General features: G+C 69.7%; 28 protein-coding genes. 10 read left to right on the forward strand and 18 right to left on the reverse strand.

Translation table 11 applies throughout. The annotated features are described in order from the left end of the window. Position 1: 1 nt before the first annotated feature. The gene (locus tag ACN8HC_RS10890; RefSeq protein WP_490074856.1) at positions 2–694 is read right to left on the reverse strand and encodes an HAD family hydrolase; all 693 of its coding nucleotides are present in this window, start codon (positions 692–694) and stop codon (positions 2–4) included. Further along, complete coding sequence (locus tag ACN8HC_RS10895; RefSeq protein ID WP_490074857.1) at positions 691–1,308, reverse strand: D-sedoheptulose-7-phosphate isomerase; 618 nt, start codon at positions 1,306–1,308, stop codon at positions 691–693. The genes ACN8HC_RS10890 and ACN8HC_RS10895 overlap by 4 nt, the downstream gene beginning before the upstream one ends. Before the next feature lie 70 nt (positions 1,309–1,378). Here ACN8HC_RS10895 and ACN8HC_RS10900 point away from each other — a divergent pair, with 70 nt between their 5' ends. Both ACN8HC_RS10900 and ACN8HC_RS10905 read left to right on the forward strand, forming a co-directional pair. Further along, a complete protein-coding gene (locus ACN8HC_RS10900) occupies positions 1,379–2,428 on the forward strand; it encodes an FUSC family protein (protein ID WP_490074858.1) in 1,050 nt (349 codons plus the stop codon). 81 nt (positions 2,429–2,509) lie between these two features. Next, entirely contained in the window at positions 2,510–3,469 is a 960-nt protein-coding gene (locus tag ACN8HC_RS10905) for a TIGR03557 family F420-dependent LLM class oxidoreductase (protein ID WP_490074859.1), read from the forward strand. Positions 3,470–3,521: 52 nt separating this feature from the next. Here the strand turns inward: ACN8HC_RS10905 and ACN8HC_RS10910 are convergent, their stop codons facing one another. Beyond that, a complete protein-coding gene (locus ACN8HC_RS10910; protein WP_490074860.1) occupies positions 3,522–5,402 on the reverse strand; it encodes a transketolase in 1,881 nt (626 codons plus the stop codon). A 177-nt stretch (positions 5,403–5,579) separates the two neighbouring features. Here ACN8HC_RS10910 and ACN8HC_RS10915 point away from each other — a divergent pair, with 177 nt between their 5' ends. Beyond that, entirely contained in the window at positions 5,580–6,749 is a 1,170-nt protein-coding gene (locus tag ACN8HC_RS10915; protein WP_490074861.1) for an enolase C-terminal domain-like protein, read from the forward strand. A 3-nt stretch (positions 6,750–6,752) separates the two neighbouring features. Here ACN8HC_RS10915 and ACN8HC_RS10920 read toward each other — a convergent pair whose 3' ends face one another. The 3 genes from ACN8HC_RS10920 to ACN8HC_RS10930 are packed head-to-tail and all read right to left on the reverse strand — an operon-like array spanning position 6,753 to position 10,303. Continuing rightward, positions 6,753–8,423, reverse strand: a complete 1,671-nt coding sequence (locus ACN8HC_RS10920; protein WP_490074862.1) for an alpha-amylase family glycosyl hydrolase — start codon at positions 8,421–8,423, stop codon at positions 6,753–6,755. Next, positions 8,416–10,044: an alpha-amylase family glycosyl hydrolase gene (locus ACN8HC_RS10925; RefSeq protein WP_490074863.1), complete on the reverse strand. Its 1,629-nt coding sequence runs from the start codon at positions 10,042–10,044 to the stop codon at positions 8,416–8,418. Before ACN8HC_RS10925 ends, ACN8HC_RS10920 begins: the two co-directional genes overlap by 8 nt. After that, a complete protein-coding gene (locus ACN8HC_RS10930) occupies positions 10,025–10,303 on the reverse strand; it encodes a DUF7218 family protein (protein WP_490074864.1) in 279 nt (92 codons plus the stop codon). Before ACN8HC_RS10930 ends, ACN8HC_RS10925 begins: the two co-directional genes overlap by 20 nt. A 131-nt stretch (positions 10,304–10,434) precedes the next feature. On the opposite strand from ACN8HC_RS10930, the gene ACN8HC_RS10935 reads away from it, so the two are divergent. Then, the gene (locus ACN8HC_RS10935; RefSeq protein ID WP_490074865.1) at positions 10,435–10,974 is read left to right on the forward strand and encodes a hemerythrin domain-containing protein; all 540 of its coding nucleotides are present in this window, start codon (positions 10,435–10,437) and stop codon (positions 10,972–10,974) included. 72 nt (positions 10,975–11,046) lie between these two features. On the opposite strand, the gene ACN8HC_RS10940 is transcribed toward ACN8HC_RS10935, so the two are convergent. From ACN8HC_RS10940 to ACN8HC_RS10970, 7 genes are read right to left on the reverse strand one after another with little or no spacing between them, the layout of a single operon-like run. Continuing rightward, positions 11,047–11,742, reverse strand: a complete 696-nt coding sequence (locus tag ACN8HC_RS10940) for an SDR family oxidoreductase (RefSeq protein ID WP_490074866.1) — start codon at positions 11,740–11,742, stop codon at positions 11,047–11,049. Beyond that, entirely contained in the window at positions 11,726–13,114 is a 1,389-nt protein-coding gene (locus tag ACN8HC_RS10945) for a PfkB family carbohydrate kinase (RefSeq protein ID WP_490074867.1), read from the reverse strand. Before ACN8HC_RS10945 ends, ACN8HC_RS10940 begins: the two co-directional genes overlap by 17 nt. Then, positions 13,111–14,337 carry a glycosyltransferase gene (locus ACN8HC_RS10950; protein ID WP_490074868.1) on the reverse strand — a complete coding sequence of 409 codons (1,227 nt, stop codon included), beginning with the start codon at positions 14,335–14,337 and terminating at the stop codon, positions 13,111–13,113. The genes ACN8HC_RS10945 and ACN8HC_RS10950 overlap by 4 nt, the downstream gene beginning before the upstream one ends. Beyond that, complete coding sequence (locus ACN8HC_RS10955) at positions 14,334–15,308, reverse strand: glycosyltransferase (protein ID WP_490074869.1); 975 nt, start codon at positions 15,306–15,308, stop codon at positions 14,334–14,336. Before ACN8HC_RS10955 ends, ACN8HC_RS10950 begins: the two co-directional genes overlap by 4 nt. Further along, on the reverse strand, positions 15,296–16,360 hold the full coding sequence (locus ACN8HC_RS10960) for a glycosyltransferase family 9 protein (protein ID WP_490074870.1): 1,065 nt from the start codon (positions 16,358–16,360) through the stop codon (positions 15,296–15,298). The genes ACN8HC_RS10955 and ACN8HC_RS10960 overlap by 13 nt, the downstream gene beginning before the upstream one ends. Further along, entirely contained in the window at positions 16,357–17,874 is a 1,518-nt protein-coding gene (locus ACN8HC_RS10965) for an HAD-IIIA family hydrolase (protein WP_490074871.1), read from the reverse strand. Before ACN8HC_RS10965 ends, ACN8HC_RS10960 begins: the two co-directional genes overlap by 4 nt. Further along, entirely contained in the window at positions 17,867–19,534 is a 1,668-nt protein-coding gene (locus ACN8HC_RS10970) for a carbamoyltransferase family protein (RefSeq protein ID WP_490074872.1), read from the reverse strand. Before ACN8HC_RS10970 ends, ACN8HC_RS10965 begins: the two co-directional genes overlap by 8 nt. A gap of 255 nt (positions 19,535–19,789) precedes the next feature. Between ACN8HC_RS10970 and ACN8HC_RS10975 the strand changes: the two genes are divergently transcribed. From ACN8HC_RS10975 to ACN8HC_RS10990, 4 genes are read left to right on the forward strand one after another with little or no spacing between them, the layout of a single operon-like run. Then, on the forward strand, positions 19,790–20,596 hold the full coding sequence (locus ACN8HC_RS10975) for a SigB/SigF/SigG family RNA polymerase sigma factor (protein ID WP_490074873.1): 807 nt from the start codon (positions 19,790–19,792) through the stop codon (positions 20,594–20,596). Further along, entirely contained in the window at positions 20,593–21,528 is a 936-nt protein-coding gene (locus tag ACN8HC_RS10980) for a glycosyltransferase family 2 protein (protein WP_490074874.1), read from the forward strand. Before ACN8HC_RS10975 ends, ACN8HC_RS10980 begins: the two co-directional genes overlap by 4 nt. Then, a complete protein-coding gene (locus tag ACN8HC_RS10985; RefSeq protein WP_490074875.1) occupies positions 21,525–21,800 on the forward strand; it encodes a hypothetical protein in 276 nt (91 codons plus the stop codon). Before ACN8HC_RS10980 ends, ACN8HC_RS10985 begins: the two co-directional genes overlap by 4 nt. Then, positions 21,775–22,791, forward strand: coding sequence for a DNA topoisomerase IB (locus ACN8HC_RS10990; RefSeq protein WP_490074876.1), 1,017 nt, complete (start codon positions 21,775–21,777; stop codon positions 22,789–22,791). Before ACN8HC_RS10985 ends, ACN8HC_RS10990 begins: the two co-directional genes overlap by 26 nt. Here the strand turns inward: ACN8HC_RS10990 and ACN8HC_RS10995 are convergent. Genes ACN8HC_RS10995 through ACN8HC_RS11015 form a run of 5 tightly spaced genes read right to left on the reverse strand, consistent with a single transcriptional unit; the run spans position 22,788 to position 25,327 of the window. Further along, positions 22,788–23,009: a hypothetical protein gene (locus ACN8HC_RS10995; RefSeq protein WP_490074877.1), complete on the reverse strand. Its 222-nt coding sequence runs from the start codon at positions 23,007–23,009 to the stop codon at positions 22,788–22,790. The genes ACN8HC_RS10990 and ACN8HC_RS10995 overlap by 4 nt on opposite strands. Next, on the reverse strand, positions 23,006–23,347 hold the full coding sequence (locus ACN8HC_RS11000) for a PRC-barrel domain-containing protein (RefSeq protein ID WP_490074878.1): 342 nt from the start codon (positions 23,345–23,347) through the stop codon (positions 23,006–23,008). The genes ACN8HC_RS10995 and ACN8HC_RS11000 overlap by 4 nt, the downstream gene beginning before the upstream one ends. Then, positions 23,344–23,733: a hypothetical protein gene (locus ACN8HC_RS11005; protein WP_490074879.1), complete on the reverse strand. Its 390-nt coding sequence runs from the start codon at positions 23,731–23,733 to the stop codon at positions 23,344–23,346. Before ACN8HC_RS11005 ends, ACN8HC_RS11000 begins: the two co-directional genes overlap by 4 nt. Further along, positions 23,733–24,962, reverse strand: a complete 1,230-nt coding sequence (locus ACN8HC_RS11010; protein WP_490074880.1) for an NRAMP family divalent metal transporter — start codon at positions 24,960–24,962, stop codon at positions 23,733–23,735. The genes ACN8HC_RS11005 and ACN8HC_RS11010 overlap by 1 nt, the downstream gene beginning before the upstream one ends. Next, positions 24,959–25,327 carry a hypothetical protein gene (locus ACN8HC_RS11015; protein WP_490074881.1) on the reverse strand — a complete coding sequence of 123 codons (369 nt, stop codon included), beginning with the start codon at positions 25,325–25,327 and terminating at the stop codon, positions 24,959–24,961. The genes ACN8HC_RS11010 and ACN8HC_RS11015 overlap by 4 nt, the downstream gene beginning before the upstream one ends. A 246-nt stretch (positions 25,328–25,573) precedes the next feature. Between ACN8HC_RS11015 and ACN8HC_RS11020 the strand changes: the two genes are divergently transcribed. Together ACN8HC_RS11020 and ACN8HC_RS11025 are read left to right on the forward strand one after the other, a co-directional pair. Next, positions 25,574–25,861, forward strand: a complete 288-nt coding sequence (locus ACN8HC_RS11020) for a hypothetical protein (protein ID WP_490074882.1) — start codon at positions 25,574–25,576, stop codon at positions 25,859–25,861. Further along, positions 25,858–26,799, forward strand: a complete 942-nt coding sequence (locus tag ACN8HC_RS11025) for an SDR family NAD(P)-dependent oxidoreductase (RefSeq protein ID WP_490074883.1) — start codon at positions 25,858–25,860, stop codon at positions 26,797–26,799. Before ACN8HC_RS11020 ends, ACN8HC_RS11025 begins: the two co-directional genes overlap by 4 nt. Positions 26,800–26,824: the final 25 nt, after the last annotated feature.

Below are 26,824 nucleotides of genomic sequence, written 5' to 3' on the forward strand. Positions count from 1 at the left end.
TTCAGCCGTTCTCCCGCGGAGCGCGAGTTCCGAGCACGGAGGACGGTATCCGCTCGACGAGCGCGAGCGCGTCGTCATACACCTCGTCCGCTCCGGCCCGCTGCAACTCGAACCTGCCGATGCCGCCGCTGGTGAGCCCGATGCACGGGTAACCGGCCCGGCCGGCTGACTCGACGTCCCAGACCGCGTCCCCTACGGCGATCGTGGCGTCAGTCGCCAGACCGTGCGCGTGGGCGGCCTCGGTCATGACCTCGGGGTCGGGCTTGCCGTGCGTCACGTCCTCCGACGTCGTGACGCCGGCGATCACGTCGTCGGCATCGATGATCGGCAGCATCCAGTCGAGGTCGGCCTTGCGCGCACTGGTGGCGAGCACCACGGTCCAGCCGAGTTCACTGCACCGACGGAGCAGATCGCTCGCGCTCTTCATCGGCTGCACACCGTAGCGCTCGCGCAGGCGCTGAAAGTGATCAGCGTGCGCGTCGACCAGGTCGGGGCGCTCCGCACCCGCCAGTCGCTCCACCAGCGCGGCGCTCGGCATGCCGATCGAACGGTGTATGTCGGCCATCTCGACACGCACCTCGTGGTCGCAGAACGCAGCCGACCAGGCGACGACATGCAGATAGTTGGTGTCCAGCAACGTCCCGTCGATGTCGAAGACGACGCCGGGACGAGCCGTGCTGTCCGTTCCGCTCATCCGACCGGGTCCGCGGTCCGGGCCCGGTCCAGCGCCGGGCGAATGCCCAGCGACTCGTCGACCGCCGCGCAGATGCCGTGCACGGCGATCAGGTGCCCCTCCTGGACCGCTGCTGTCGAGCGCGACGCGATCGATATGCATTCGTCGGCGTGGCGCGCCAGCGGGTTGGGCACCCGGCCGGTCATCGCCCAGACCCGCAAGCCGAGATCACGGCCGACGCCGGCCGCCCGGAGAACGTTCGGGCTGCGACCACTCGTCGAGAGCAGCACCAGCACATCGCCGGTGCGACCGTGCGCCGCGACCTGCCGGGCGAAGATCTCCTCGGTGCCGTAGTCGTTGAGAATGGCTGTCACGCTTGAGGACTCGGCAGATAGGCAGATGGCGGACAGCGGACGGCGCTCCTCGTCGAACCTGCCGACCAGCTCCGCCGTGAAGTGTTGCGCCTCGGCCGCGCTGCCGCCGTTTCCCGCGACGAGGAGGCGGCCACCGGTCACCAGGTGCGAGGCGAGCCGGGAGCCCCAACTCCGGATGCGCTCGTGCTGGCGCGCGAGCGACTCGATGCCGGCCTGCAGGTCTTGCACGTGCTCGGTCATCCACTGCGAATCAGCTGTCATGACCGCCCAGTACCCACCTGCTCGGTCGTCGAACCGAGTGGACCCGCTGGGTCTGGGGTACAGCCCCGGAATGGCTGAACGAGCCGACGAGCGCGCATCCAGCATCGCTCGCGCGGGCCGGCGCACGCACCACCGGATGGTCGCAGTGACGCTGAAAACCGCGCTCGCCGCAGGTGTCGCCTGGCAACTCGCGACGATGTTGCCGGCATTCCTGCCGCAGTACGCGTACTACGCGCCGCTGGGTGCTCTGACGGTGATGTACTCCGCTCTCTACGACTCCTTGGTCGAAGGGGTGCGTGCCGTCTGTGCCGTGTCCCTCGGCGTCCTCGTGTCCGTCCTGCTGCATCTGATAGCGGCACCCGACGCCTTGACGGTCGCGGTCGCGCTCGGAGTGGGCATGGTGCTGGGCAGCCTGCGGCGGTTCGGCGACCAGGGTTCGTGGGTGCCGATCGCCGCGCTGTTCGTCTTCACCGCCGGACGAACGAACACGCTGCACTACGTCGCGGGTTACGTCACCCAGCTGACCCTCGGCGCCGTGGTCGGGCTGGTGATCAACACCGCACTCTTCGCTCCGCTCGGACTGCACGAGGTCGAACGTGCGACACGGGCGGTCCGGCAGCAGATCGTCCGTGTGCTGAGCTCCCTGGTCGACCTGGTGGACGCCGACGAGGAGTCGATCGACGCGCGCGCCGAGGCCGTCGAGGCGGCCCTCGCCGATCTGCCCGAGACACGGCAACGGCTACGGACAGCACGAGCGCAGGCTCGGCGGGCGCAACACGGCAACCCGCGGCGACGGCGCTGGCGCCAGGAGCATACGGACGTCCTGGCACTCGCGACGTTCACCGACCGGGCGGCGAGTCTGCTGGAGGACCTGGCCCTCGAGATGCTCGAGGAACGCACGCCCCTGCGGCGAGCCGACAGCGCCCGGCTGGCGCAGGCAACCGCGGCGTTGCGGGATGTGATCGCCCAGTCGCGTCACGGCATACCCGACGAGGACCTGGTGCACCGGACCCGTGAATTGCTGGAGGACGCCGTGCCGGAGAACGCGCCGTTCGTCATGCAACGCACCGCCGACGGGCTGCGCCGCTGTCTGCGGATCGCCACCAGCTGGACCGAGTGACTGCGGCCTTGCGCGGTTTTGCTGCTCGAACCCGCGGGTACCCCACCGTGAGCAGCCACGCCACCACGTTGGAGGACCCACATGCGGATCGGCTATTTCCTCTCGTGCGAGGAATACACCCCGTACGAGCTCGTCGACCAGGCATGGGCCGCGGCAGACGCCGGCTTCGACTGCTTGTGGATCAGTGATCATTACCACCCGTGGAACGACGAGCAGGGGCAGAGCGCGTTCGTCTGGTCGATCATCGGTGCTGTGTCGCAGGCGTGCGAGCTGCCCGTGATGACCGCCGTGACGTGTCCGACGACGCGGATCCACCCGGCGATCATCGCCCAGGCGGCCGCATCGAGCGCTGTGCTCCTCAACGGTCGGTTCACCCTCGGTGTCGGCACCGGTGAAGCGCTGAACGAGCACATCACCGGCGACGTGTGGCCGCACGAGCAGACCCGGCTGGACATGCTGGAGGAGGCCGTGGACGTCATCCGCCGGTTGTGGACCGGTGAAGTCGTCTCCCACGAAGGGCAGTACTACACGGTCGACACCGCCCGGGTGTACTCGCTTCCGGAGGAGCCGCCGAAGATCTACATGTCCGGCTTCGGTCCCAAGGCCATCGATCTCGCCGGCAAGATCGCCGACGGCTTCATCTCGATGAACCCGGATGCCGGTGCAGTGGAACGGTTTCGGTCGGCGAAGGGAACGCACGCACCTGCGGAGGCAGGACTCAAGGTGGCCTTCGCGCCGACCGAGGAGGAAGGCATCGACCACGCGCACCGGCTCTGGGCCAACTCCGGTGTGCCCGGTGAGCTGGGCCAGGTGCTGCCCTCGCCGCAGCACTTCGAGCAGGCGTCCCAACTGGTCACCCGGGACATGACGGCGAAATCGGTTGCCGCCGGCGCCGATCCGGAAGCCCACCTGGCCGCGATCCGTCCGTTCGTCGACGCGGGCTACGACACGATCGCCATCGGCAACATGGGTCCGCACTACCGCGAGATGATCAACTTCTACGGTTCGGTCATCCTTCCCGAACTCGAATCGGACGACTGACGGCCCGAGTCGCGCGACGGACGATCACCGACTGATGATCACCGACCGACGATCACGCCGAGTCGTCGCCAGCACGCGCCGGCTGTTCGGCGCACACGTTCCGGGCAGCGTCGACGATGGCTTCCGCATCGATCCCGGCCGCTCGCATCAGCTCCTCCGGAGTGCCCGACGTCGGCATGATGTCCACGGCGAGCTTGACCACCGGCGGCCGGTCCGGCGCGTCGGCCAGCACGGCGAGCACCGCGTCGCCGAGACCTCCCTCGGCACGGTGGTCCTCGACGGTGACGATCGCGCCTGTCTCGGCGGCCGCGCGGCGGACCGTCTCCTCATCGAGCGGCTTGACCGAGTAGCAGTCGATGACGCGCGCCGAGATCCCTTGCTTGGCAAGCGTTTCCGCGGCATCCATCGCCTCGTCCACGGTGACGCCGCAGGCGATCAGGGTCACGTCGTCGTCAACGTCCTCCCGCAGGGTGCGGCTGCCACCGATCCGGACCGGCTCGTCGGCCGGGGTGCGGACGGTGGTCTTCCCGCGCAGCACCCGCAGGTAGGTGATACCGCTGCGGTCGGCCATCTCCTCCAGCAGTCCGGTCACCTGGTTGGCGTCGGACGGATGCAGCACGGCGCTGCCGTGGATGGCCCGCAGGGATGCCATGTCCTCCAGCGCCATCTGCGACGGCCCGTCCGCGCCGATGGAGACGCCGGCATGCGATCCGCACAACCGCAGATCGGCCCGGGACACGGCGGCCATCCGCACGAAGTCGTAGGCGCGGGCCCAGAACGCGCCGAAGGTGGACGCGAACGGCGTCCAGCCACGGGTGCCGATCCCGACCGCCGCGGCGGCCATCTGCTGCTCGGCGATGAACATCTCGAAGTAGCGGTCCGGCTCGACCTCGGCGAAATCGGCCGAGTGCGTGGAGTTCGACACTTCCCCGTCGAGGGCCACGATGTCCTCACGCGACATGCCGAGCCAGGCCAGCGCCGCGCCATACGCCTCCCGGGTCGAGCCCTCGGCACCGACCTCCCAGCCCGGACGGTCGGCGCTCTTGGTCGGGAAGCGGTGCGGCTGCGCGCTCGTGTCGGGAGGCTGCACCTCCACCTCGAGATCGCGGAAGCCGCCCAGCTCCTGAACCGCCGCCGTCGCGTCCTCGAGCGGCTTGCCGTGCTTGCCCGGTTGGTCCTCGGTCTCCTTGACGCCCTTGCCCTTGAGCGTCCGCGCGATGATCACCGTCGGCTTCCCGGTGACTCCCTCAGCCTCGTCGTACGCACGGTCGATGGCCGCCACGTCGTGTCCGTCGACCGTGATCGGGTGCCAGCCGAAGGCCGTCGCCCGCTCGGCATACTCCGACAGGTCGTGCCCCAGCATGGTCTCCCGCGTCTGGCCCAGCCGGTTGACGTCGATGATCGCGGTGAGGTTGTCCAGGCCGCGCCAGCCGGCATACTGGAACGCCTCCCAGATCGAGCCCTCGGCCATCTCCGAGTCGCCGCACAACACCCAGACCCGATAGGGCAAGCGGTCCAATTCCTTTCCGGCCAAGGCTATTCCGACACCGATCGGCAGCCCCTGGCCGAGTGATCCGGTCGCGACATCGGTCGGCGGGATCCGCGGCGTCGGGTGACCCTCCAGTCTGCTGCCGAACTGCCGGTAGGTGCGCAGTTCCTGCTCGTCGATCACGCCGGCGGCGTGCAGCATTGCGTAGTACAGCGGTGAGGCGTGACCCTTGGAGAAGATCAGGTGGTCGTTGTGCGGGTCGTCATTGAGGTCGGAGCGCAGGTGCCGGCACAGCAGCACCGCCATGAGGTCGGCCGCCGACATCGAGGAGGTCGGATGGCCCGATCCCGCCCGGTCACTCATCACCACTGAGTCGAGCCGTAGCTGTTGGCCCAGCTCCGTGCAGAAGTCGAGGTCCGGCCGGGTGTCCTGCGAGTCGCTCATGACCTGGCGCTCCTTCGTCGCGCTCCGTCATTCGCCTGTGCCTTTGGTCGCTCGCTGCGCTCGCTCATGAGTTCGCGCTCCTTTCAACGCTGATTCGGTGCCCTACCCGTCGCTCAAGGCGTGGAAACCGGCGCGGCGGAGCGAATGTGACTACGAACGGCCGGGTATTCGGCGGCCATGACGCCTGCAGCGGTGGTGGACCAGGTGGAAGTACGCGCGCTGTCGTTCCCCACGGCGGCGCCGCAGAGCGACGGGACCCTGACGTGGGACCACACAGACGTCGTGACCGTCGAGATCCGTGCCGGCTCGCGCGTCGGGCTCGGCTGGTCGTACACCTCGCCCGCGGCCGTGGAACTCATCCGGTCGGTCCTCGCGCGGGAGGTGCTGGGTGCGGACCCGTCCAGCCCCGGGCGGCTCTGGGCGCAGATGCACCGTGCCTGCCGCAACTTCGGGACGCGCGGCATCGTCCTGGCCGCGATCAGCGCCGTCGACATCGCACTCTGGGACCTGCGCAGCAAGCTGCTCGGCGTGCCGCTGGCGGAGCTGTGGGGTAGCCATCGCGACTCGGTCCCGGTGTACGGTTCCGGCGGCTTCACCTCGATGAGCATGGAGCAACTCGACGCCCAGGTTGCCGAGTGGCTCAGTGCGGGATGCGCAGCGGTCAAGGTGAAGATCGGGGAGGACTGGGGACGCAACGTCATACGGGACCTGGACCGTGCGGCGCGCGTTATGACGCTGGTGAACGGTGACGCCGATGTCATGGTGGACGCGAACGGCGCCTATTCGCGCTCCCAGGCGATGCACGTCGGTCAGGATCTCGACCTGCTCGGTGTCACCTGGTTCGAGGAGCCCGTGTCGAGCGAGGACCTGCGCGGACTGGCTGCGCTACGGGACGGTCTGAGTCTCGACGTCGCGGCGGGGGAGTATGTCGCGGAGCTGTCCGACGCCCGCTCGATGTGTGAGGCGGTGGACTGCCTCCAGCTCGACGTCACACGGTGCGGCGGGTTCACCGGGTGGCGGCGCTGTGCGGCATACGCGCACGCCGCCCACGTGCCGGTCTCGGCGCACTGCGCCCCGGCCCTGCACCTGCCGCTCGCCCTTGCCGACGACGCAGTCCGGCACGTCGAGTGGTTCAGCGATCACGTGGCGGTCGAAGCGCAATTGGTCGAGGGCGCCCCCACGGTCCACGACGGCCGTATGACGGCCCCGCGCTCGCCGGCTCCGGGGCACGGCTACCGGCTCAAGGACGTGTCGCAGTTCGTCGTCGACGAAGCCTCTTCCGAGCCGTCCGGCCTGCACGTCGTCACCTCGCTGGACTCCCGCCGCCATCGCCGGCGATCCACCTGAACCTCACACGGGATGGCGCCGCCGGGCGGGCGGTTCGGCGCGGATCCAGCGCGACTCGTAGGGACCGAGCCGCACGATGTGCTCCGGAGTGGGGTCGTCCTGCCGGCTCGGGCTGTTGCCGAGCACCCGGTAGGGTCCGTCCGGCAGGTCGTCGGGGTCGACCGCTCGCTTGATCTCGTGGCCGGACAGATTGTGCAGCACGACGACCGAGCGGCCCAGCCAGTCGTAGCGCAGCGCCAGCACGGCGTCGTCGTCCGTGGGCAGCGTGCTGCACTCCCCGTGGCCGATCTCGGCGCACTCGCGGCGAGCCGTGATCGCGCGACGCACGTCCGACCACATGCTGTCGTCGCGATACTGCTGGCCGGCGACCGTTTCCTCCGGCCCGGGCGGCGGGTCGGACGGCTGCCGGATCCACTCGTCCTCCGGAGCGGTCGAGAAGCCGTGCTCGACGGTCCACGGCATCGGCACCCGGGACGCGAGTCGCGCGGGCAGTGACAGGTTGTCGCGCAGGCCGATCTCGTCGCCGTACAGAACGATCGGCATACCGGGCAGCGAGAGCACGAGCTGGAGCAACAGCCGGATCCGGTCGGTGTCGTCGTCCACCAAGGACGCCAACCGGCGGCGCAGTCCACGGTCGTAGATGCGGCCGGCGCCGTCGGGGTCGAAGGCGTCCCAGACCTCCTGCTCCTCCTCCTTGGACAGGACGTTCTCGAAGGTGAGTTCGTCGTGGTGGCGGGCGAAGACGGCATACGCACAACCATGGGGCAGCACGGGGCGCTCGGCGAGCGTCCCGACGATCGGCGCGGCCGACTGCCGGGCGAGCGCGAGCCAGAGCGCACCCTGCATGGCGAAGTCGAACAGCAGGTGGGTCTCGGTCGACTCCCGGGGGCACTCCAGCGGTCCGAAGAAGCGTCGCTGCTCATCGCGCGGCACGTTGGCCTCGCCGAGCAGTACCGCGGAGCCGCGGCGTCTGCTGAGGAAGTCCCGCATGACCTCCAGGTGCTCGTGACGCTCGTCCGTCGACTCGCCGGAGCCGGGCTTGTCGATGAGGAAGGGCAGCGAGTCCACCCGGAAGCCGTCGACACCGAGCTCCAGCCAGAAACCGAGGATCTTGTGCACCTCGTCGTGCACCCGGTCGTTCATGAACGCCAGGTCGGGCGAGAAGTCGTAGTAGTGGTGGAAGTAGTAGCGCTGTGCCTTCTCGTCCCACGTCCAGGTCTCGGTCTGTTCGCCTGGGAACACCGGCGGGTGGGCGTCCGGTGGTTTGTCCTTCGACCACAGGTAGAAGTCGCGGTATGGCGACTCCGGGTCGCTACGTGCCTGCTGGAACCAGGGATGATCGATCGAGGTGTGGTTGACGACCAGGTCCATGATGACCCGGATGCCGAGGGTGTGTGCGGTGCGCATCATCTCGACGAAGTCGCCGAGCGAGCCGATCCGCGGGTCGACCGTGTAGTAGTCGGTGACGTCGTAGCCGTCGTCCCGGAGTGGGGACGGGTGACACGGCATCAGCCAGAGGCAGTCGACACCGAGTTCACGCAGGTAGGCCAGCCGCTCGGTGAGGCCCGGCAGGTCGCCCCACCCGTTCCCGGTGGAGTCCGCGAAGGTCTTCACATCGAGGCAGTAGCAGATCGCGTTGCGCCACCATACGTCGCTGGTTGCCTTGTCAGTCATACCGATTCGCTTCCGTACGGCGGTGCGCGTGCGGCTCGACGTCGGTCTGCTCGCGCCCGGCCGGTGTCGCCGGTGCGAGCAGGAGCGCCTGGTCCGGCGCGAGCTTCCCGTCATACGGCTCGAGCTCCGCCTCGCCACGGAACGCGCGACTGTCCACGTGCACCTCCCACTCGCCGTCCAGTGGCACCTCCCGCTCCGAATCGGTGAAGTTGACCAGGCAGACGAACGCCTCGTCGTCCAGCTCGCGCCGGAAGCCGAGCACGCCCCGGGTGATGTCCAGTTCGGACCATGCGCCGTAGCGCAGCGCCGGGCTGCTCGAGCGCAGCCGGATCAGCCGCCGGGTCAGGTGCAGGATCGAATCCTGATCTGCCCGTTGCGCTTCCACGCTGTGCTCGTCCGAGTCGGGTGAGAATGGCAGCCACGGCTCCGCACCGTCCCAGCCGTGCGGCGGCTGCCGCGTCCACGGGATCGGCCCGCGCGAACCGTCCCGGCCGCCTGGGTCGCGCCACTGGGACCTGCGCAGGTCGACGTCGGCGAGGCCGAGCTCCTCACCCTGATAGACGAAGACGGTCCCGCGCAGCGAGAAGAGCAGCACGACGGATGCGCGTGCCCGGTCGAGCGATCCGCCATACCGAGTCCGAACCCGCGAATTGTCATGATTGGCAAGGGTCCACACCGGCCACGCGTCGGCCGGGCCGAGGCGGTGCTCGATCTCGGCGATGATCGACCGCCAGACGATCGGGTCCCACGGCGCGTCCAGCGGCGGGAAGTTGAAGGTGAGGTGCAACTCGTCACCGCGTCCGTAGTACTCGACGATCGAGGCCTCGCGGCGCAGGTTCACCTCACCGACCAGGACCGCTTCGGGGTCGGCCTTGGTGACCACCGTGCGGATGTCGCGCAGCAGCTGGTGCGTCTGCGGCTGGTCGTTGAAGGAATTGATCGGTTCGCCGGCCAGACTGCGGTCGTTGTCGGAGAACGTCAGGTCCTTGCCGAGGCACTGGGTCGAGTCGATGCGGAAACCGTCGACGCCGCGGTCCAGCCAGAACCGCAACGTCTCGTGCATGGCCTCGACGACGTCCGGGTTCGTCCAGTTGAGGTCCGGCTGCTGGGGGAGGAAGAAGTGCAGGTAGTACTGCTCGGTCGCCTCGTCGAGAGTCCAAGTGCTGCCGAGGTCGATCGCCGACCGCCAGTTGGTCGGCCGGTCCCGCCAGTAGTACCAGTCACGGTGTTCGGCATCCCGGCTCGACCTGGCGTCGACGAACCACGGGTGCTGGTCGCTGGTGTGGTTGGGCACCCAGTCGATCAGCACCCGGATGCCGCGCTGGTGGGCGTCGTGCAGCAGCCGGTCGAACTCCTCCAGCGACCCGAAGAGGGGATCGACGCCGCAGAACTCGGCGATGTCATACCCGTTGTCGGCCATCGGCGACGGGTAGAACGGGCACAGCCACAGGGCGTCGATCCCGAGCCACTCCAGGTAGTCCAGGTGGGCCCGCACGCCGCCGAGGTCGCCCTGGCCGTCGCCGTCGGAGTCGGCGAAGGATCGCGGGTAGATCTCGTAACAGACGGCACTCATCCACCACGGACGATCACCGCTGCCCGGCTCAGTGTTCCCGGAGCGCATCGATGAGTTCGTCCTTGTTCATCGACGACCGGCCGTCGATGCCGATCTCCGCGGCCCGGTGCATCAGATCCTTCTTCGTCCAGTCCTCGTATGCCGGGTGTTCGCCGCCCTTGCGGCCGACTTCAGAGCGGGACGAGGCCGCGGCCGCATTGGCGATGCGCGCCGACTTCTCCTTGCTGTTGCCCTCCTCGCGCAGTTCCTCGTAGAGCTCGGGGTCCTTCACCGACGGACCGGGATTTCCACGTTTCTTGCCGGGCATCGGGATCATCTCCGTTCGTTGCGTTGCCGGTCGGCCTGCCGGTCCGGTCCTACCCGTTCTGCCCGAAGTCACGCATCGCGTCGGCGCTCGTAGCAGTGTCGGCGCGCTCTCGAGCGGGTATGTCGGGCGACATGGACTCCAGGCAGAGGAACATCGGCGAGGTACCCACCGCGACGGAGATCGCCGGCGCGGTCACGGCACAGCACGGCATGATCCGCGCGGCGTTTCACGCCGCCAAGACCGCGTCGGACGCGACGAAACAGGACGCCACCCGGCACTTGTTGCAACTCCTGGCGATGCACGAGGCCGCCGAACAGCTGACAGTGCACCCGGCACTGCTACGCGCCGGGGGAGGGGTGGTCGGCGTCGGTGAGGACCGGATGGAGGAGGAGCAGCAGGCGACCCAGCTCGTGGAGCGGCTTCAAGGTTTCGAGTACGGCACCTACGAGCACAACATGCAGTTCGCCCTCTTGGAGGAGGCGGTCACCCATCACGCCGAGGCCGAGGAGCGCTCCGAGCTGCCGCTCTTCGGCGAGTTGGACGAGACGGAGCGGTTGACGATCGCTCAGGCGCTGGGTGCGGTCGCGCGGGCCGTCGAGGAGGACGAGCTGGTCGCGTACGGCCCGTTCTCCACGATGGTGAGCGCAGCGACCTCGTGGCTGGCCCGCTGAAGCCTGCCCTCGGTATGACGCCCGTCTTCGCTCGGGACGCGCGGCCGACGCCCTCGACCACCGATCAGCCGGTCAGGGCCACGACGGCTCCGTCGGGGCAGTGACGATCAGCTCGCGGATCTCGGCACCTGCGGGCTGACGCAGCGCCGTCAGAACCGCTGCCGCCACGTCCTCCGGATCCATCAGGTCGGCGTCCGGTCCTGGGCGGTACTGCTCGGGCCGGCCGTCGAAGAAGTGCGTGCGCATCCCGCCGGGCACGATCATCGTGACGCCGACCTCACCGGCCAGTTCCATGGCGAGGGCCCGGCTGAAGCCGACGATCCCGTGTTTGGAGGCGCAGTATGCCGTGGCGTCCCCGGCCGGCCGCAGACCCAGGGTGGACGCGATGGTGACGACGCGGCCGTGCCCCGATCGCAGGTGCGGCAACGCGGCTCGTATGACGGCCGCCGTGCCGAGCAGGTTCACCGCGAGGACGCGGTCCCACGCCTCGCCCGGCACCGCGTCCAAGGCACCACAGACGTCGGTGCCCGCGGCGGTCACCACCGCGGTCGGCGCCCCGTGCTGCTCGATCGCCCGGGACACCGCCGCCTCGGTCGCCCGGGTGTCCGCCAGATCGACCTCGACGTGCGGTAGTTCGGCTTCCGGGGTGTTGATGTCGAGGACGACGGGGGTGCCGCCCTCCTTCAGCACCGCCTGCGCGACGGCTGCTCCGAGCCCGCTCGCGCCTCCGGTCACGAGAACCGTGCCGATGTCAGCTGACGTTGTCATGAATGTTCCTTTCCTGGTGTCGCCGAAGCAGTGATGTGGTGGAGCGTCCGTTCAGATAGGGCAGGAGCACGACCCGTCCGCCCCAGGAGCGGACGACCTCCGCCTCGGGCAGCGAGTTCGCGTCGTAGTCGCCGCCCTTGGCCCAGATGTCCGGGCGCACGTGGCGCAGCGCGTCGCGCGGATCGTCCTCGTCGAAGACGACCACGTCGTCCACGATCGACAGCGCGCGCAGCAGCCGGGCCCGGTCCTCCACGGGCTGGACCGGCCGGCCGGGCCCCTTGAGCCGGCGGACCGACTCGTCGGAGTTCAGCAGCACGACCAGGCTGTCACCGAGTCGTCGCGCCGCCTCCAAGGAAGCCAGATGCCCGGCGTGCAGGACGTCGAAACATCCGCCGGTCGCGACGACGACGCCGTCGGCCCGGGAAGGAGCGGTTTTCGGCCGGCTGACGGCTGGTGGCGCGGTGCGCTCCCGGAAGCCGGTCGTCCCGCCACGCTCAACCCAGCGGGACGCCTGTTGCACCGCTCGACTGACGGCCTCGGGGGGAGTGGCGCCCGAGGCGAGGGCCACCGTCGCGGTGGCGGCGAGGCAGTCTCCGGCACCGCACGGGTCCCCCGCGGCGACGGACGGTGCCGGGGCGAAGTAGGGCTCGGGCGACGTGGTCGCCAACCACGCGCCCTGCGCACCGGAGGTGACGCAGACAGCGCACACCTCCCACTTCCGGTGCAGTTCGGCGGCTAGTTGGGCGCCGTCCCACGACGAGGAATCCCCGGCGGTCGCACCACGCGCCTCGTCGAGGTTCGGCGTCACGAGCGTGACGCCGGTGACCGGTGGACCGCCGCGCGGGTGGGGGTCCCACACGACGATCCGGTCCTCCCGCGCCCGCTGCTCCAGCGCCGCCCGCAGCCCGTGGTGTGCCGAGGTCCCGGCGCCGTAGTCGGACACCAGCACGGCGTCGGCGGCCGCGATGCGGTCGAGCGCTTCATCCGGGACGCGCGAGCCCGGTGTGCCGGGGCCGCCCTCGTCGAACCTGGCCAGCGAGTAACCGCCCGCCCGCACGCGCGTCTTGCAGCGCGTCGGGCCGGCGTGGTCCAGTGCGACCACGCTGACGTCCTCGGCGGCGAGCAGCTCGCGCAACTCTGCGCCATACGCATCTGCGGCGACCGGCGCGACGAGGGTGACGTGCGCACCCTGCCGCGCGCAGATGACCGCGGCCAGCCCGGCGCCGCCGGGACCACTGGCCACGGTGTCGACGTCGACGACCGGTGCCGGCGCGTCCGGGCAGAGCCGCTCGGCCCGGCCGACGACGTCGCGGTCGAGCAGCAGGTCGCCCACCACGACGACCTGACGTTGCCGGTTCGCGCCGGGTGTCATGACGTCACCGACCCGGCCACGGACCGAGAGCGGTCCAGCGTCTCGTGGAAGACCTGTTCGGTCTGCTCGGCGATGCGCGGCCAGGCATACCGTTCGTGTGCCCGCTCCGCGGCGCGCACTCCGTAGTTGCGGGACATGCGCGGTGAGGAGGTGATGCGCGCGACGGCGGCGGCGAGCGCGTCGGGGTCGCGTGGTGGCACCAGGAGGCCGGTCCGCTCGTGCACGACGGTGTCGAGCAGACCGCCGACGGCGGAACCCACCACCGGCCGGCCACATGCCGCCGCTTCGACGGGTGTGATGCCGAATGGCTCGTACCACGGGCTGGCGACCACGACGTCGCAGGCGTGGTATGCCGAGGGCATCCGGTCATGGGCGACGCTGCCGGCGAAGCGGACGCGTCCCAGCACGCCGAGGGAGGTGGCGATCCGCTGCAGGCGGACGGCCTCGGGGTCGGACGCCAACTCCGACCGGTCCGGTCCGCCGATCACCAGCAGCCGGGCGGTCGGCAGGTGTGGCAGCGCCTGGATCGCGGTCTCGATGCCCTTGCGGGGGACGAGGCGCGCGACGCTGAGCAGCAGCGGGCCCCGTGCGGTGTTGCGCCCGGAGTGTTCGCCCGGCCGGAAGAGCGAGGTGTCCACCCCACACGGAACCACTCGGGTTCGTGTCGTGTCCACGCCGGACCGCTCCAGCTCGGCGACCTCGTCCGTACAGGTCGCGATGATCACGTCGGCGCGCTGCCCGACGCGGGCCTCGTCGGCGATGCGCGAGGGCGGACTGGTGTCCTCCGCGCCCTGGTGGCGGCGCTTCACCGTGCCGAGAGCATGAAAGGTCTGTGCCATCGGCACGCCGGTGGCGTCCGCGGCACGGACGGCGGCCAGGCCGGACATCCAGAAGTGCGCGTGCATGATGTCCGGTCGCCCGTGCCGCGCCCAGTCCGCCTGCATCCAGTCGGAGAAGTCGTTCATCAGGGGCAGCAGGTCGTCCTTCGGCACGTGACGGGACGGCCCGACGGGGACGTTGACGACCGTCACACCATCGGCGAGGGCCACGCGCTCGGGGAGGTCGTCCAACGGACGATCTCTCCGGGTGTACACAGTCACATCGTGTCCGCGACCCGCAAGATGCGTCGCGAGGGCCGCGACGTGCACGTTCTGTCCTCCGGCGTCGACACCACCCAGCGTTGCGATCGGGCTGGCATGTTCCGAGATCATCGCGATCTTCATGATGTTGCCCTTTCCAGTAGGAGGTCCCAGTCGGCCAAAAACCTTGCCAGGCCATATCTTTCGAGCGCGTGCCGACGAGCGGCCCGACCCGCCTGCCGTGCGCATTCCGGATCGTGCGTCCACTCGTCGGCGCGGCGCATCAGCGCGCCGACGTCGCTGGAGACGAGACCGGCATCAGGGGGCACCGCGGCCGACGCCTCGGTCGTGTCGACCGCGAGGACCGGCATCCCGAGCAGCATCGCTTCGATGAGCGACAGCCCGAGGCTGGTCCACCGGCACACGTGCAGGTAGGCACGGTGATGCGGGAGCCGGTCCAGCAGGACGTCCTGTGGCAGGTCGTCGTGCAGGTGGCACCGCCACGAGTCCAGTCCGGCTGCCGTCGCCGCGGCCGCGAGTTCCTGCATGCCCATGCCGTAGACGTCGAGCGGCCGGCGGGTGGCCAGTTCCAGCAGCAGGTCGGTGCCCACGACGCGGCCGCGCCGGACCGGCTCGTTGACCACGGACGCGAGCGCCGGGTCTTCTCCGGTGTAGCGATAGCCCGGGTCGACGACGCCGTGTTCGACGACGGTGGTCGGAGCGTGCCCGCAGTCCCACATCAAGCGGTTGAAGTGAGTGACGTGGACCACCGAGACGGCGTTCTGCTCCGCCATGGGATGCCGGGTCGTCGCAGCTCGACCGTTCGGCGTGTTGTGCTCGACATACAGAGCCGGGACGTCCACCCCTGGTCGGCGCCCCGTCCACTGCCGGCACAGCTCCACCTCGTGCGGGCGCTGCAGGAGGATGCAATCGAACTCCTCACGCGCGAGTTCGTCGGCCGGCACCTCGCGGACACGCTGCGGCCAGTCCCAGGTGCGGGCACGTCCGCGGCCGTCGGGACCACGGGTGTCGTCGACGGGCAGCACGACCTCGTGCCGGCCCTGAACGAAGGCAGTGGTCCACGAGCCGTGGACGTGCCACATCAGGATGCGCATGACGCCTCCTCGACCAGTTGCTCTGCGACGGTGAGTTCGTGCACCGCGTCGACGACCCGTTCGCCGGAAAGCACGCTCACGCAAGGGTGTCCGGGCACCGGGCAGGCGCGGGCCCGGGTTCCGGCGCACGGCGCGTGCTGGTCGCCGAGCAGGACGTGTCGCACGCCCCAGGGCCGCCAGCGTTCGCTCGGAACGACCGGTGCGAAGACTGACACGACGGGTGTGCCGACCGCGGCGGCGAGGTGCGCCGCGCCGGTGTTGCCGACGACCGCCGCGGCGGCGCCGCCGAGCACCAGCCGGAGCCGGCGCAGGTCGGTGTGGCCGATCAGGTCGGTGATCGCCGGACCGTGCAGGTCCTGCACCAGCTCGTGGTCGGCACGGTCACCGGTCAGCACGATCCGATGCCCTGCCTCGACAAGGGATTCGACCGCGTCACGGGTGAGGTCACGGCCGAGACCGCGAGACGGCACCGACGCACCCGGGTGCACCACCACGTAACCCGGTCGGGGCAGGTCCTTCGGCTCGGGTTGGGCGGCCGTGAGGCGGAGGCGCCCGTCGTCGCCGGGCGGCAGCGCGTAGCCGGCTGCCGCCACGAGGCGGAGCGCGGCCACCACCTCATGCCCACCTCGCGGGCTGCCGTCGTCGTCGGTGTCACCGCCCAGCCTTCGGTGCCGGACGTCGAGCAGCCCGCCGGGGCTGTCGTCGCTGCTGCCGACGACGCGCGGGATGCCCGCCAGTCGGCATACCATCGCGGCCGGCAGGGGGCTCTGGTGGAACGAGGTGAAGATGATCGCCTCGTCATACCGGCCGCGCAGTTGCCGTACCAACACGGACAATTCGCCGGCGAACGACGAGTGACACGGTGCTCCCACCCAGGGTGCGTCGTAGCCCAGGACGTCGACGACTCCGGGCAGCAGCTCCGCCGCTGCGGCCCCCGCGGTCGACGCGAGATAGTCCACCTGGGCGGCCCGAGCAGCGACGGCACGCACCGCGGGACCGGTCAGCAGCACGTCGCCCATGCCGTCCATCCGCACCACGAGCACCCGCGTCACGGCTGGGCCTCCCGCAGCACCCAGGAGACCGCCGCTGGCAGATCGGCTGCCACGTGAGGGGCGTCATCGATCTCACTGCGCCGCGTGGCCGCGTTGGGCACCAGGACGTCGCGCGCACCCGCCCGCCGGGCGGCGAGCAGGTCACCCTCGGTGTCACCGACGACGACACACTGCAGCGGCGACACTCCGAGCGCACGGGCCGCCGTCCGCACCATGCCCGGCGCCGGCTTGCGGCAGCCGCAGCCGTCGGTGGCACGGTGGGGGCACGCCTGCCAGGTGTCGAACGGTCCGATCGCCTTGTCCACAGCGGAGTTCCGGATGGCCAGGTGCGTCGGTGTGATGCGGCCCTCGCCGACCGCCGACTGGTTCGTGACCACCCCGGTGGCGATGCCGTGGGCCCGAAGTTTCGTGACCGCCTCCGCCGCGCCGTCGAGCGGGTGGATCGTCGCCGGGTGCGCCGGCTGCTCGTCGTTCTCGATCAGTGTTCCGTCCCGGTCGAACAGCACGGCGCGGATCGGCAGCGGCCACGGCTCCGCCCGGCGGTGCCGCACATGCCCGCGGACCGCGTGGGCGACCGCGCACCACGGGATCAGCGGCGTCGTGACAGCCATACGCAGCACCTCCGCCGGGGTTCGCGGACCCGGCACGATGCGGCGCGCGGCGAACTCGGCGGTCGTCGCGGCCCAGCCGAGCGCCGCACCGAGGGCCAGCCGCCGGCTCCACCGAGTTCGCGCAGCGGCACCGGCGAGCGCGACACCTCCGAACGCGACCGTCGTCAGGTGCCAGCGCATCCGGCCACGGCCGGCTCCGGCCGCGGCGCGCCACGACGGTCCGTGCAGCCGGCGCATCAGCGCGTCGTCGGCGTTGCCGCGCTGGGCCCGGACACTCGCCCACATGCCGGCCGGACGCACCGGATGGACGACCTTCCGGTCGCTCTTGCACAGCCGCCAGCCGGCGTTCCGCAATCGCAGGGCGAGGTCCGCGTCCTCGCGGTATGCCCGTGGGAAGCGCTCGTCGAACCCGCTGACGTCCTCCAGCGCTGACCTCCGGAACGCCATTTCCGCCGTGATCCAGTGGGAAGTGGCGAGACCGGCGGTGCTGCGCTCCCAGTCGGTGGGCCGGCGATGGCGGGGGAGCGGCACCTCGAGCGACGCCTGGATGCCCGCCACATCGTCGTCGGCAGCGGCGAGGTCGCGGACCAAACCTTGCGACCAGTGAGGAGGGAGCACGACGTCGTCGTCGACGAACACCACCCACGGCGCGGCGGTGATGCGCCAGCCCAGGTTGCGCGCCGCGGCCGGGCCCCGAGCGGGCCCGCGCACGATCCGGGTGCGGCGACCGGCGGTGAGCGCGGCGGGGGCCGACAACGGCGCGCCGTCAGTCGGCCGGTCATCGACCACGACGACCTCGGCGGGCGGGTGGTGCTGCGCGGCGAGACCGGCCAGTGTCGTCTGCAGGCTTGCGCGGCCGACGGTCGGTACGACCACCGCGTAGTCCGCGGTTCCGTTACGCATCGTCACCTCCGAAAAGGCTTCGGCGACGGATCACGTGCGGTCCGAGCACCAGCAGATCGACCGGCGCGGAGCCGAAGATCTCCAGTGCCTCCCGCGGCGTGTCCACCATGGGGCGGCCGGCCGTGTTGAGGCTGGTGTTGATCACGACCGGCAGCCCGGTGAGCTCGTCGAAACGGGCCAGCATGGCCGCGAGCTGCGGCTGGACCTCCGGGTCGACGGTTTGCGCCCGCGCGGTGCCGTCGACATGGGTCACCGCCGGAATGCGTTCCTGCCACTGCGGATTCACCCGGTGCACGAAGAGCATGTACGGGCTCGGGAGCGGTCCGTCGCTGAACACCTCGTCGGCGCGTTCGATGCGCACCATCGGGGCGACCGGCCGGAACTGCTCGCGGCCCTTGATGTCGTTGAGCTTGCGCAGGTTGTCCGGATTGCCCGGGTGCGCCAGCAGCGAGCGCTGTCCCAGCGCCCGGGGACCGAACTCGCTCCGGCCGGTGAACCACGCGACCACACCGTCGTTCGCCAGCTCGGCGGCCACGACTGTCGCGAGATCGTCCGGCGTCTCGAACGGGACGTTGGCGCGCCGCAACTCCGCTGCCAGTTCTTGTCGGCTCCACTCGCGGCCGAGTGCAGCGGTCGGGAACGGAGCACCGCCCTGCTGCCGCACGTCCTCGGACGCCGCCAGGGCCGCGCCGAGAGCCGTGCCGGCATCGCCGGCGGCCGGTTGCACCCACACCGACTTGAACGGTGACTCACGCCAAAGCCGTGAGTTCGCAACACAGTTGAGCGCGGTGCCGCCGGCCATCGTGAGATGGTCGTTGCCGGTCTGCGCGTGCAACCACACCGTGAGTTCGAGCAACGTCTCTTCCAGGCAGGCCTGGACGGACGCGGCGAGATCCGCATGCTGCGCCGACCAGTCCTCGTCATCGCCGCGAGCCGGCGCCCACCGGCGCCAATCCGGCACGCGGGCGAAGAAACCCCCGTCGCCGGTGGCGTGGATGCTTTCCCGGATCTCGCCGACGTGCCGGGGACGGCCGTACGCTGCGAGCGCCATGACCTTGTACTCGTCACTGGACCGCAGGAAGCCCAAGTGCTCGGTGAGCGACTCGTAGACGAGGCCGAGTGAGTCCGGGAGCCGCTGAGCCGCAAGCGTGTTCAGCTTCCCTGCCTCGTACTCGCCGGCCAGGTGGGACGCGCACTCTCCTCGCCCGTCCACCACGAGCACGCTGGCGTGGCTGTCCGCGTCCTGGCCGGCGCGGATGAGCCCGGCGGAGGCAGCATGTGCGACGTGGTGCGGCACGAACCGGAACACGCCCGGCGGCAACTCACCGAGCGCGTCCGCGATGAACTGCGGGGCCCGCTCGGCATACCGCTGCCGCAGCCAGTCCCAGGGGTCGTCGAGCCCGAGCTGGTCCGCCGGAGCGGCGAGGGCAGGGTCGTAGGAATACGCCACGGCGTCCAGGTCGCCCGCTGACAGACCACCGCGCTGCAGACACCACGCCATGGCATTCGTCGGCAGCTCCCAGGCCGCGAACGGCACCGGTCGTTTGCCGTGCTTGCGACGGCTGAACCGTTCTTCCTCCGCCGCCGCAACAATCCGGCCGTCGACCACCAGGGCGGCCGACGGATCGTGGAACAAGGCATTGATCCCGAGCACTCGCATGCCCCGGTCCGTACCCCATCGGTATGACGTCGAATCATCCGCGCGAACACCGGCTCTGCCGAGTCGGTCGACCGACCACGGTCACTGGCCGTACCTTCCAGGAAGCAATTCGACAACGAATAGTCCTGTGCCGAAACAAGTTTCGGCCGACACTTCGCCGGGGGACTTGTGGGAGATGGTTCTTCGTGTAACGCTGGTCATACGTGCCGGCTCAAGACATGTGGTCGGTGTGGTTTCTCGTGGAAGACATGGGCCATGCCGCACACAACAGTCATCAGCTGTTCGTCCCAGAAGCGGAGCGACCGGGCCGAGTACCTCCTCAACAAGGCCCAGCACGCAAATCGCAAGACAGCAGCGCGGCTGCGCCATGAGGTCGTTCTCGACCACCTGGCGCTCGCCACCTCCATCGCCCACCGCTACGACCACCGCGGCCTCGAGCGCGAAGACCTCGAACAGGTCGCGCTGCTCGGCCTCGTGCAGGCCGTGCGTCGCTACCGGCCCGGCCAGGGTTCCGGTTTCCTGGCGTTCGCGGTGCCAACGATCACCGGCGAACTCAAACGACACTTCCGCGACCACGGCTGGGCGGTCCGGCCACCGCGGCAGTTGCAGGAGCAGAGTCTGGCGGTGCGCGCGTGCTATGAGCGGCTCTCCCAGGAGCTCGGTCGCGATCCCAACTGCACGGAGGTGGCGAACGAACTCGGGCTCACCATCCGCGATGTCGAGCACGCCCAAGCCGTCGATGCTCAATACGTCGCGCGTTCCATGGACGCACCCGTCGACCGCGACAGTGGTGTGTCGTTGTGCGACACACTCGGCGAGGCGCCGACCGACCTCGAGCGCGTCGAGGCGTTCGAGACGCTCCGTCCGGTGCTCCGCACGTTGAAGGCGCGGGACCGGCTCATCGTGCGGTTGCGGTTCGTGGACAACCTCACGCAACGGCAGATCGGCGAGCGGATCGGGGTGAGCCAGATGCAGGTCTCCCGGCTGCTGGCCGACATCCTGCGCCGGTTGCGTGACGCCCTCGCTGTCGAGGACTACGACGACATCGGCACCGCGTCGTGACCGCGCCGGCGACGATCTCGCCGCCGGCGCGTGCAGCGCGGACCCGCAACCTCACCGTCGTACTCCTCACCCACGACTGCGCCGGATGGATCGATCGGACGGTCCGCGAGCTGCTGCGGCTCGACGTGCCGGTGATCGCGGTCGACAACGCCTCAACCGACGACACCGTCGCGCGGCTACGCCGGCACGGCATACCCGTGACCGCATTGGCCAGCAATCTCGGCGCGGCGGCCCGCAACATCGGGGCCGAGCAGGCCGCAACGCCATACATCGCATTCTGCGACGACGACGGCTGGTACGAAGCGGCCGGACTCGAGCGTGCGGTCGACCTGCTCGATCGCCATCCGAAGCTGGCCGTCGTCAACGCACGGATCCTGGTGGGCGAGGAAGAGCGGCTCGACCCGATTTCCCGGGAGATGGAGCAGAGTCCGCTCATCGGGGAGGACGACATTCCCGGCAAGGTCCTGCTCGGCTTCATGGCCGGTGCGGTCGTGGTCCGACGTGCGGCCTTCCTCGAGGTGGGCGGCTACGATCGCCGTTTCTTCATCGGCGGAGAAGAGGAGACCGTTGCCGTTCCGCTGCTGCGGCGTGGATGGCGGATGCGCTACGTCCCGGAGGTCGTGGTCCACCACTACCCGAGTTGCGTGAACGCACCGAGGCTGCGGCATTTCGGGGTCCGCAACACCCTGGTCAACGCCTGGCTGCACCGGCCGGTGCGCAGTGCCTCCGCGTGGACCTGGTTCATCGTCCGGACCACGCCGTCACGGCGTGCGCTCGCGCGCGGGCTGCTGATGTTCGCGCGGGAGACCCCGTGGATCGTCCGTGACCGCGCGGCCATGGGACGCGACCTCGATGACCTGCTGCGTGTGCTCGACACCCGGCGGCGAACCGCGACCTCCGGCCGTCACCGCGGCCGTGAGTCGGTGTGGTGACCGTTGTCACCGATCACATCGCGCACGACTCCACCACATCGCTCGCTCGGGAGGACCTGATGACCGACAACCTACGTACCCTCATCGCCAAACTGGCAGCGCTCGAAGACGCGGCACGCACCGTCCCGGCGGCGGCGCCCGGCGACGGCAGCGCCGCCGTCAACCCCGTTCTGCAGGACGTCATCGACCAGGAACGCATCGTCGTCGAACAGATCCGGCAGCTCCGGGCCACCACCCTCGCCACCGGTGATCGTGACGCTGCGGCGTGCTGATCCTGCCGAACCGGGCATCAGCCGCCGCCGCGCGGGTCGAGGATTCGCCTACCGCGATCCTTCCGGGCAGCTGGTCGATCCCGAAACACGTGCCTGGATCGAAGGACTCGCGATCCCACCCGCCTGGAAGCAGGTGTGGATCACCACTCACCCGCGGTCCCATCTGCTTGCCACGGGCGTCGATGCCGCCGGACGCACCCAGTACCTCTATCACCCCGAGTGGCGGGCCCAGCGGGATGCGGAGAAGTTCGAACGGGTCGTGCGACTCGGGCGCCGGCTGCCTCGGATACGGCGGCAGCTGCGGGCCGAGCTGACGGGCTGGAGCAGCGCGCGGAGCGCCCCCCGATCGGGGGTCGAGGCGCTCGCCCTGCTCCTCCTGGACACCGGCGCGGTGCGGATCGGCTCCGAGATCTACGAGCAGGAGAACGGATCCCACGGCGTGGCGACGCTGTTGATCCGGCACGTGAAGCACCCGGGAGCCGGCCTCACCCTGGAGTTCCCCGCGAAGGGCGGAGAGCTCGCCGAGGTGAAGGTGCCCGATGCACTGCTGCGGGAGCGGATTGTGGCGCTCGCCCGGCATCGGCACCCGGACGACTACCTGCTCTCCTTCCACGAGGACGGCGTATGGCGACACGTGACCAGCGGCATGGTGACCGAACGATTCCACGCACTCACCGGCGCGGAGTTCTCGGTGAAGGATCTGCGGACCTGGGCCGCCAACGTCGCAGCCGCCGAGTCGCTGGCGAAGGATGCCGGCGCACCGGAAGCGGAACGGTCCGCGCACGTCCGTGATGCGGTCGCCGACGCTGCCGAAGCACTCGGTGACACCATCCCGGTGGCAAGGGACAGCTATGTCGATCCGCGCCTGCTGCGCGGTTACGAGCGCACCGGCCGCACCGTGGGGCGGTGTCGCGGGCCGGTGCTGCAGCACAGCGCTTCGGTCCGCCGACGCGTCGAACGCGAGCTGCTCGGCTTGCTCGAGAGCTCCTAGGCCGAGGTGTGGTCGTCGGTGTCGGCGTCGTTCGGCACGCCGGGCGACCCGCCTTGCGCGTCGCTCGATCCGGCGTGGACCGATCCGTTCTCGTCCGAGCGCATCGCCCGGCTCACCGGGTCGTCGTGATGGCGCAGCACCACCCAACCCAGCAGGGCGAGCAACACGCCGAAGGTGACGCACGCGATCAGCACGTCGAGACCGCCGTTCTGCGTCATGAGTTCTCCTCCAACACATCGGCGCTGCCGTTGCTCCGCACCGTGATTCGGCGTGACGCACACTCCACCACCTGGGACCACGGGATCTGCGTCGAGCGCGCCGCCAGTCGCTTCAGGATCAGCGTCAGGGGCCACGGCCCGTTCATCTCGCCTCGGCCATAGCCGAGCCGGTGGCCGATGCCGGCCGGGCCGACCACGAGCTCGCTGATCGCGAAGGCCGGCTCGCTCGAGTCGGCCAGCGGCGGTGCACCGGACGCCAGCAGGAGGTCGTGCACGATGCCGAGCTGCTCCCCCCGCTCGTTACGGACCTCTGCGCCGATCAGGTCGAGCGTTCTCATCGGTTTCCTCCCGGGATCGGTCGCACGATGTTGTCCCGTGTCCAGTCGGTCAGTCGCTTCAGCTGCTCCGTCGGCGCGCTCTCCCGCAAGCGGATCTCCCGGCGATTGACCGCCGCCACGGCGCTCATCGGGATGCGCGCCGGTTCTCCTTCCTTGCGTGAGAGCCGGCTGCCGACCGCCCAGATGAGCAGGCCGACGATGCCGCCGACGCGCGGGCCGAATGCGGTGGGACCACTGAGCAATGCGGTCAGCACCGGAGCACCTCCGTCTGGTGGGCGGGTGAACTCCAGGTCGTCGACCTTGCCCACCGGCTCACCGTCGGCCGCGTAGATCTGGACGTCGAGGAGTTGACCCACAGCAGCTGCTTGCCACTCCCACTCGGTCATCAGGAACCTCCTCGGGTCCAGAACAGCAACGGCAGGGTGACGATGGAGACGACGCCGATGATCAGCAGGAAGCACACTCCCATGATGTTGGCGAACTTGCCGTTGACGTATTTGCCCAGGTAGTCGCGGTCGTTGGCGACCACGAGCACTGGCAGGAAGGTCAGGGGTATGGCGGCGGCGCCCAGCACCACCGACACGATGGTGAGTGTCACGGGGTCGATCGTGGTCAGTGTGAGGAGCGTGCCGGCGATCACCGTGAGCAGGCAGATGACGTGGAACTGCGGCGCGGCCGATGGCTTGTGCCACTTGCCCCACGACCACCCGAAATACTGCGCCACTGCATAACCGGTCGACATGGTGGACTCGGCGCCGGCTACGAACGTGGCGGCGAAGAAGCCGACGAGCGCGAAGGCAAGGCCGATCTTTCCGAAGGCGATGGCGACCGGGAGACCCACCTGACTCAGGTGTCCGCCGTCGGCGCCGAGCGGTTGCAGCACGACGGCCGAGGTGGCCATGATCGCGACGCTGAGGATCCCGCCGAGCGGGAAGCCGACGATCGTGTTGAGGCGCATCTGCAGCATCGACTTGGTGGTCCACTGCTCCTCGATCCCGCCGGAGGAGAAGAAGATGATCTGGTAGGGCACCAGGCAGGCGCCGATGAGGGACGCGGCGTAGAAGAAGTAGGTGGTGTAGGCCTCGTTCGACGGCACCGACGGGTGCAGGGCGCTGTGGGCGAGGGTGCCCCAGTCGGTCGGCAGCCAGAACAGTGCGAGCACGAACACGAGCAGGGCGAGGCCGACCACACCGAAGATCCGCTCGATCGCGTTGAACGGCAGCCGCCAGATCACGCCCCACATGGCCAGCGCGATCAACGGCACCCACAGCAGGTAGTTGACGTCGCTGGCCAGTTGGAGCGCCAGCCCGACACCGCCGACCTCCGCGGCGAGGGTGAGCAGGTTCAGGATGCAGCACGCCAGCAGGTTGAAGGCGCCGAAGCGGACGCCGAGCCGCTCGCGAACGACATGGAACACCGGCCGCTGAGCGACTGCGGTCACCCGGCCGGCCATCTCGGCATACACCGTCATCCCGATGGTGCCGACCACGATCGCCCAGGTCAGCGACATGGAGAAGCGGGCGCCGGTCACGCCGCTGGTGACGATGTTGCCGATGTCCACGAACCCGCCGATCGCGGTGACCAGGCCGAGCGTGACGATGAAGACCTTCTTCACAGGCCCACCTGCTCCATGCCGTTGAGCAGTGCGCGCGGCTTGACCAACGCCGCGGCGGCCTTGGCGACTCCGGCACGATCACCACGACGCAGTGCAATCCGCAGATCCGTCAAGGCACTCGAGACCTGCTGCAGGGGTTTGTCGAGCTTGTTCTTCAGCGCGATCGCTGCGCTGGTGGGCGGTTGGCGGCTGTCGTAGGTGGAGATGATCGAACCCACGTCCGTCTCCGCCTCGGTGATCATCGTGTCGGCATACTCCCGGGTCAGCTGGCCCCGCGACCACTGCTCGGCACCGGTGCGCGCGACTCCGGCGATGCCGGCGACCGCCCGGGCCGTCGTCCGCGTCTTGGTCTGATAGTCCGACATCGTCAGGGACGGGGAAGCGCAGCCGGCGGCCAAGAGCGCAACGGCACACAGGACAACCAGGGGTCGACAACAACGCAGCAGACGACGGGACGACATGTTCGTAAGTTACCCGCGTCGCCTGGTGACAATCGGCGAGCGGCGTCGCCGGAAACCATTGGGGTCGTTCGATGCCGCGGGCGGGTTTCGCGGACCCGGGTGCGGGTAGTGCGCAGGCTCGGATCCCGAATCGCGAACGAGGAGGACGCCATGGCGTCGAAGTCGATCGAGCACACCACCCAGGACCACGACGAGATCCGCGAGTGGGTCGAGTCCCACGACGGCGTCCCGGTGGTGGTGTCGGACACGAAGGACGGTGACGGGGGAGTGCTGCGCATCGACTTCCCCGGTGGCACCGACGAGGGGTTGACCGAGGTCAGTTGGGACGAGTGGTTCGAGACGTTCGATGACCGTGACCTGGCGTTCCTCTACCAGGAACGCAAGGCGGACGGCTCGGACAGCACGTTCTGCAAGCTGATCGACGCGAAAGATGCATGAGCATCCGTGAGCCGGCCCGCGCGGTGGTCGCCGGCGGGTCGCGCGGGCTCGGGCTGCTGATCTGCCGAGAGCTGGCCGAGCGCGGCTACGAGGTGCATGCCTGTGCCCGCTCGCAGGACGAATTGGACCGCGTCCGAGCCGAATTCGCCGGTGACGGGCTGACCCTGCACACAGCGGTCTGCGACGTGCGGGACGCGGGGCAGGTGCGCGACTGGGTCGACGGTGTCGGGCCCTCCGGCATCGAGGTGGCGATCCATGTCGCCGGGATCATCCAAGTGCTCCCGGCCGGCGCGGCGACGCTGCCGATGTACGAGGATGCGGTCGCGACCATGCTGCTCGGACCCGTGCATCTCATGGACGCCGTGCTCGGGCCGATGCGCGCGGCCGGGCGTGGTCGCACCGGAGTCGTTTCTTCGCTCGGCGGGGTGGTGTCGGCTCCGCGGCTCGTGCCGTATGGCGTGGCGAAGTTCGGCGCCCGGGGACTGTCCGAGGGCTTGCACGCCGAACTGGCCGGCACCGGTGTCACGTGCAGCACCATCGTTCCCGGGCTGATGCGGACCGGGGGACACACCCACGCGCGGTTCCTCCGGCGTGGTGAGGGCGACTACGACTGGTTCTCGGTGGCGGCAGCACTGCCCTTGCTGTCGATCGACGCAAACCGGGCCGCTCGGCGGATCGTCGACGGGGTGCTGGCCGGCAAACCGTGGATCTCGTTGACGCCACTGGCCTGGTGCGCGGTGCGGGCGCGCGGCCTGGCGCCCGGTACGACGATCCGATTGACCGGCCTCATCTCCCGCTGCCTGCCGACCTCTCCCGCCTCCGGTGAGGAGAGCACCGACGACCTGGTGCCCGGCGCGACGCTCCGGCGGCAGACGCCCAGGGTCATACGACTGCTCAGCGCGCTCGGTGACCGGGCGGCCGCGAAGAACAACGAATAGCCCACATCGGCCGCTGACACCATGA

The sequence above is a fragment of the Flexivirga sp. YIM B11880 genome, assembly GCF_058148645.1.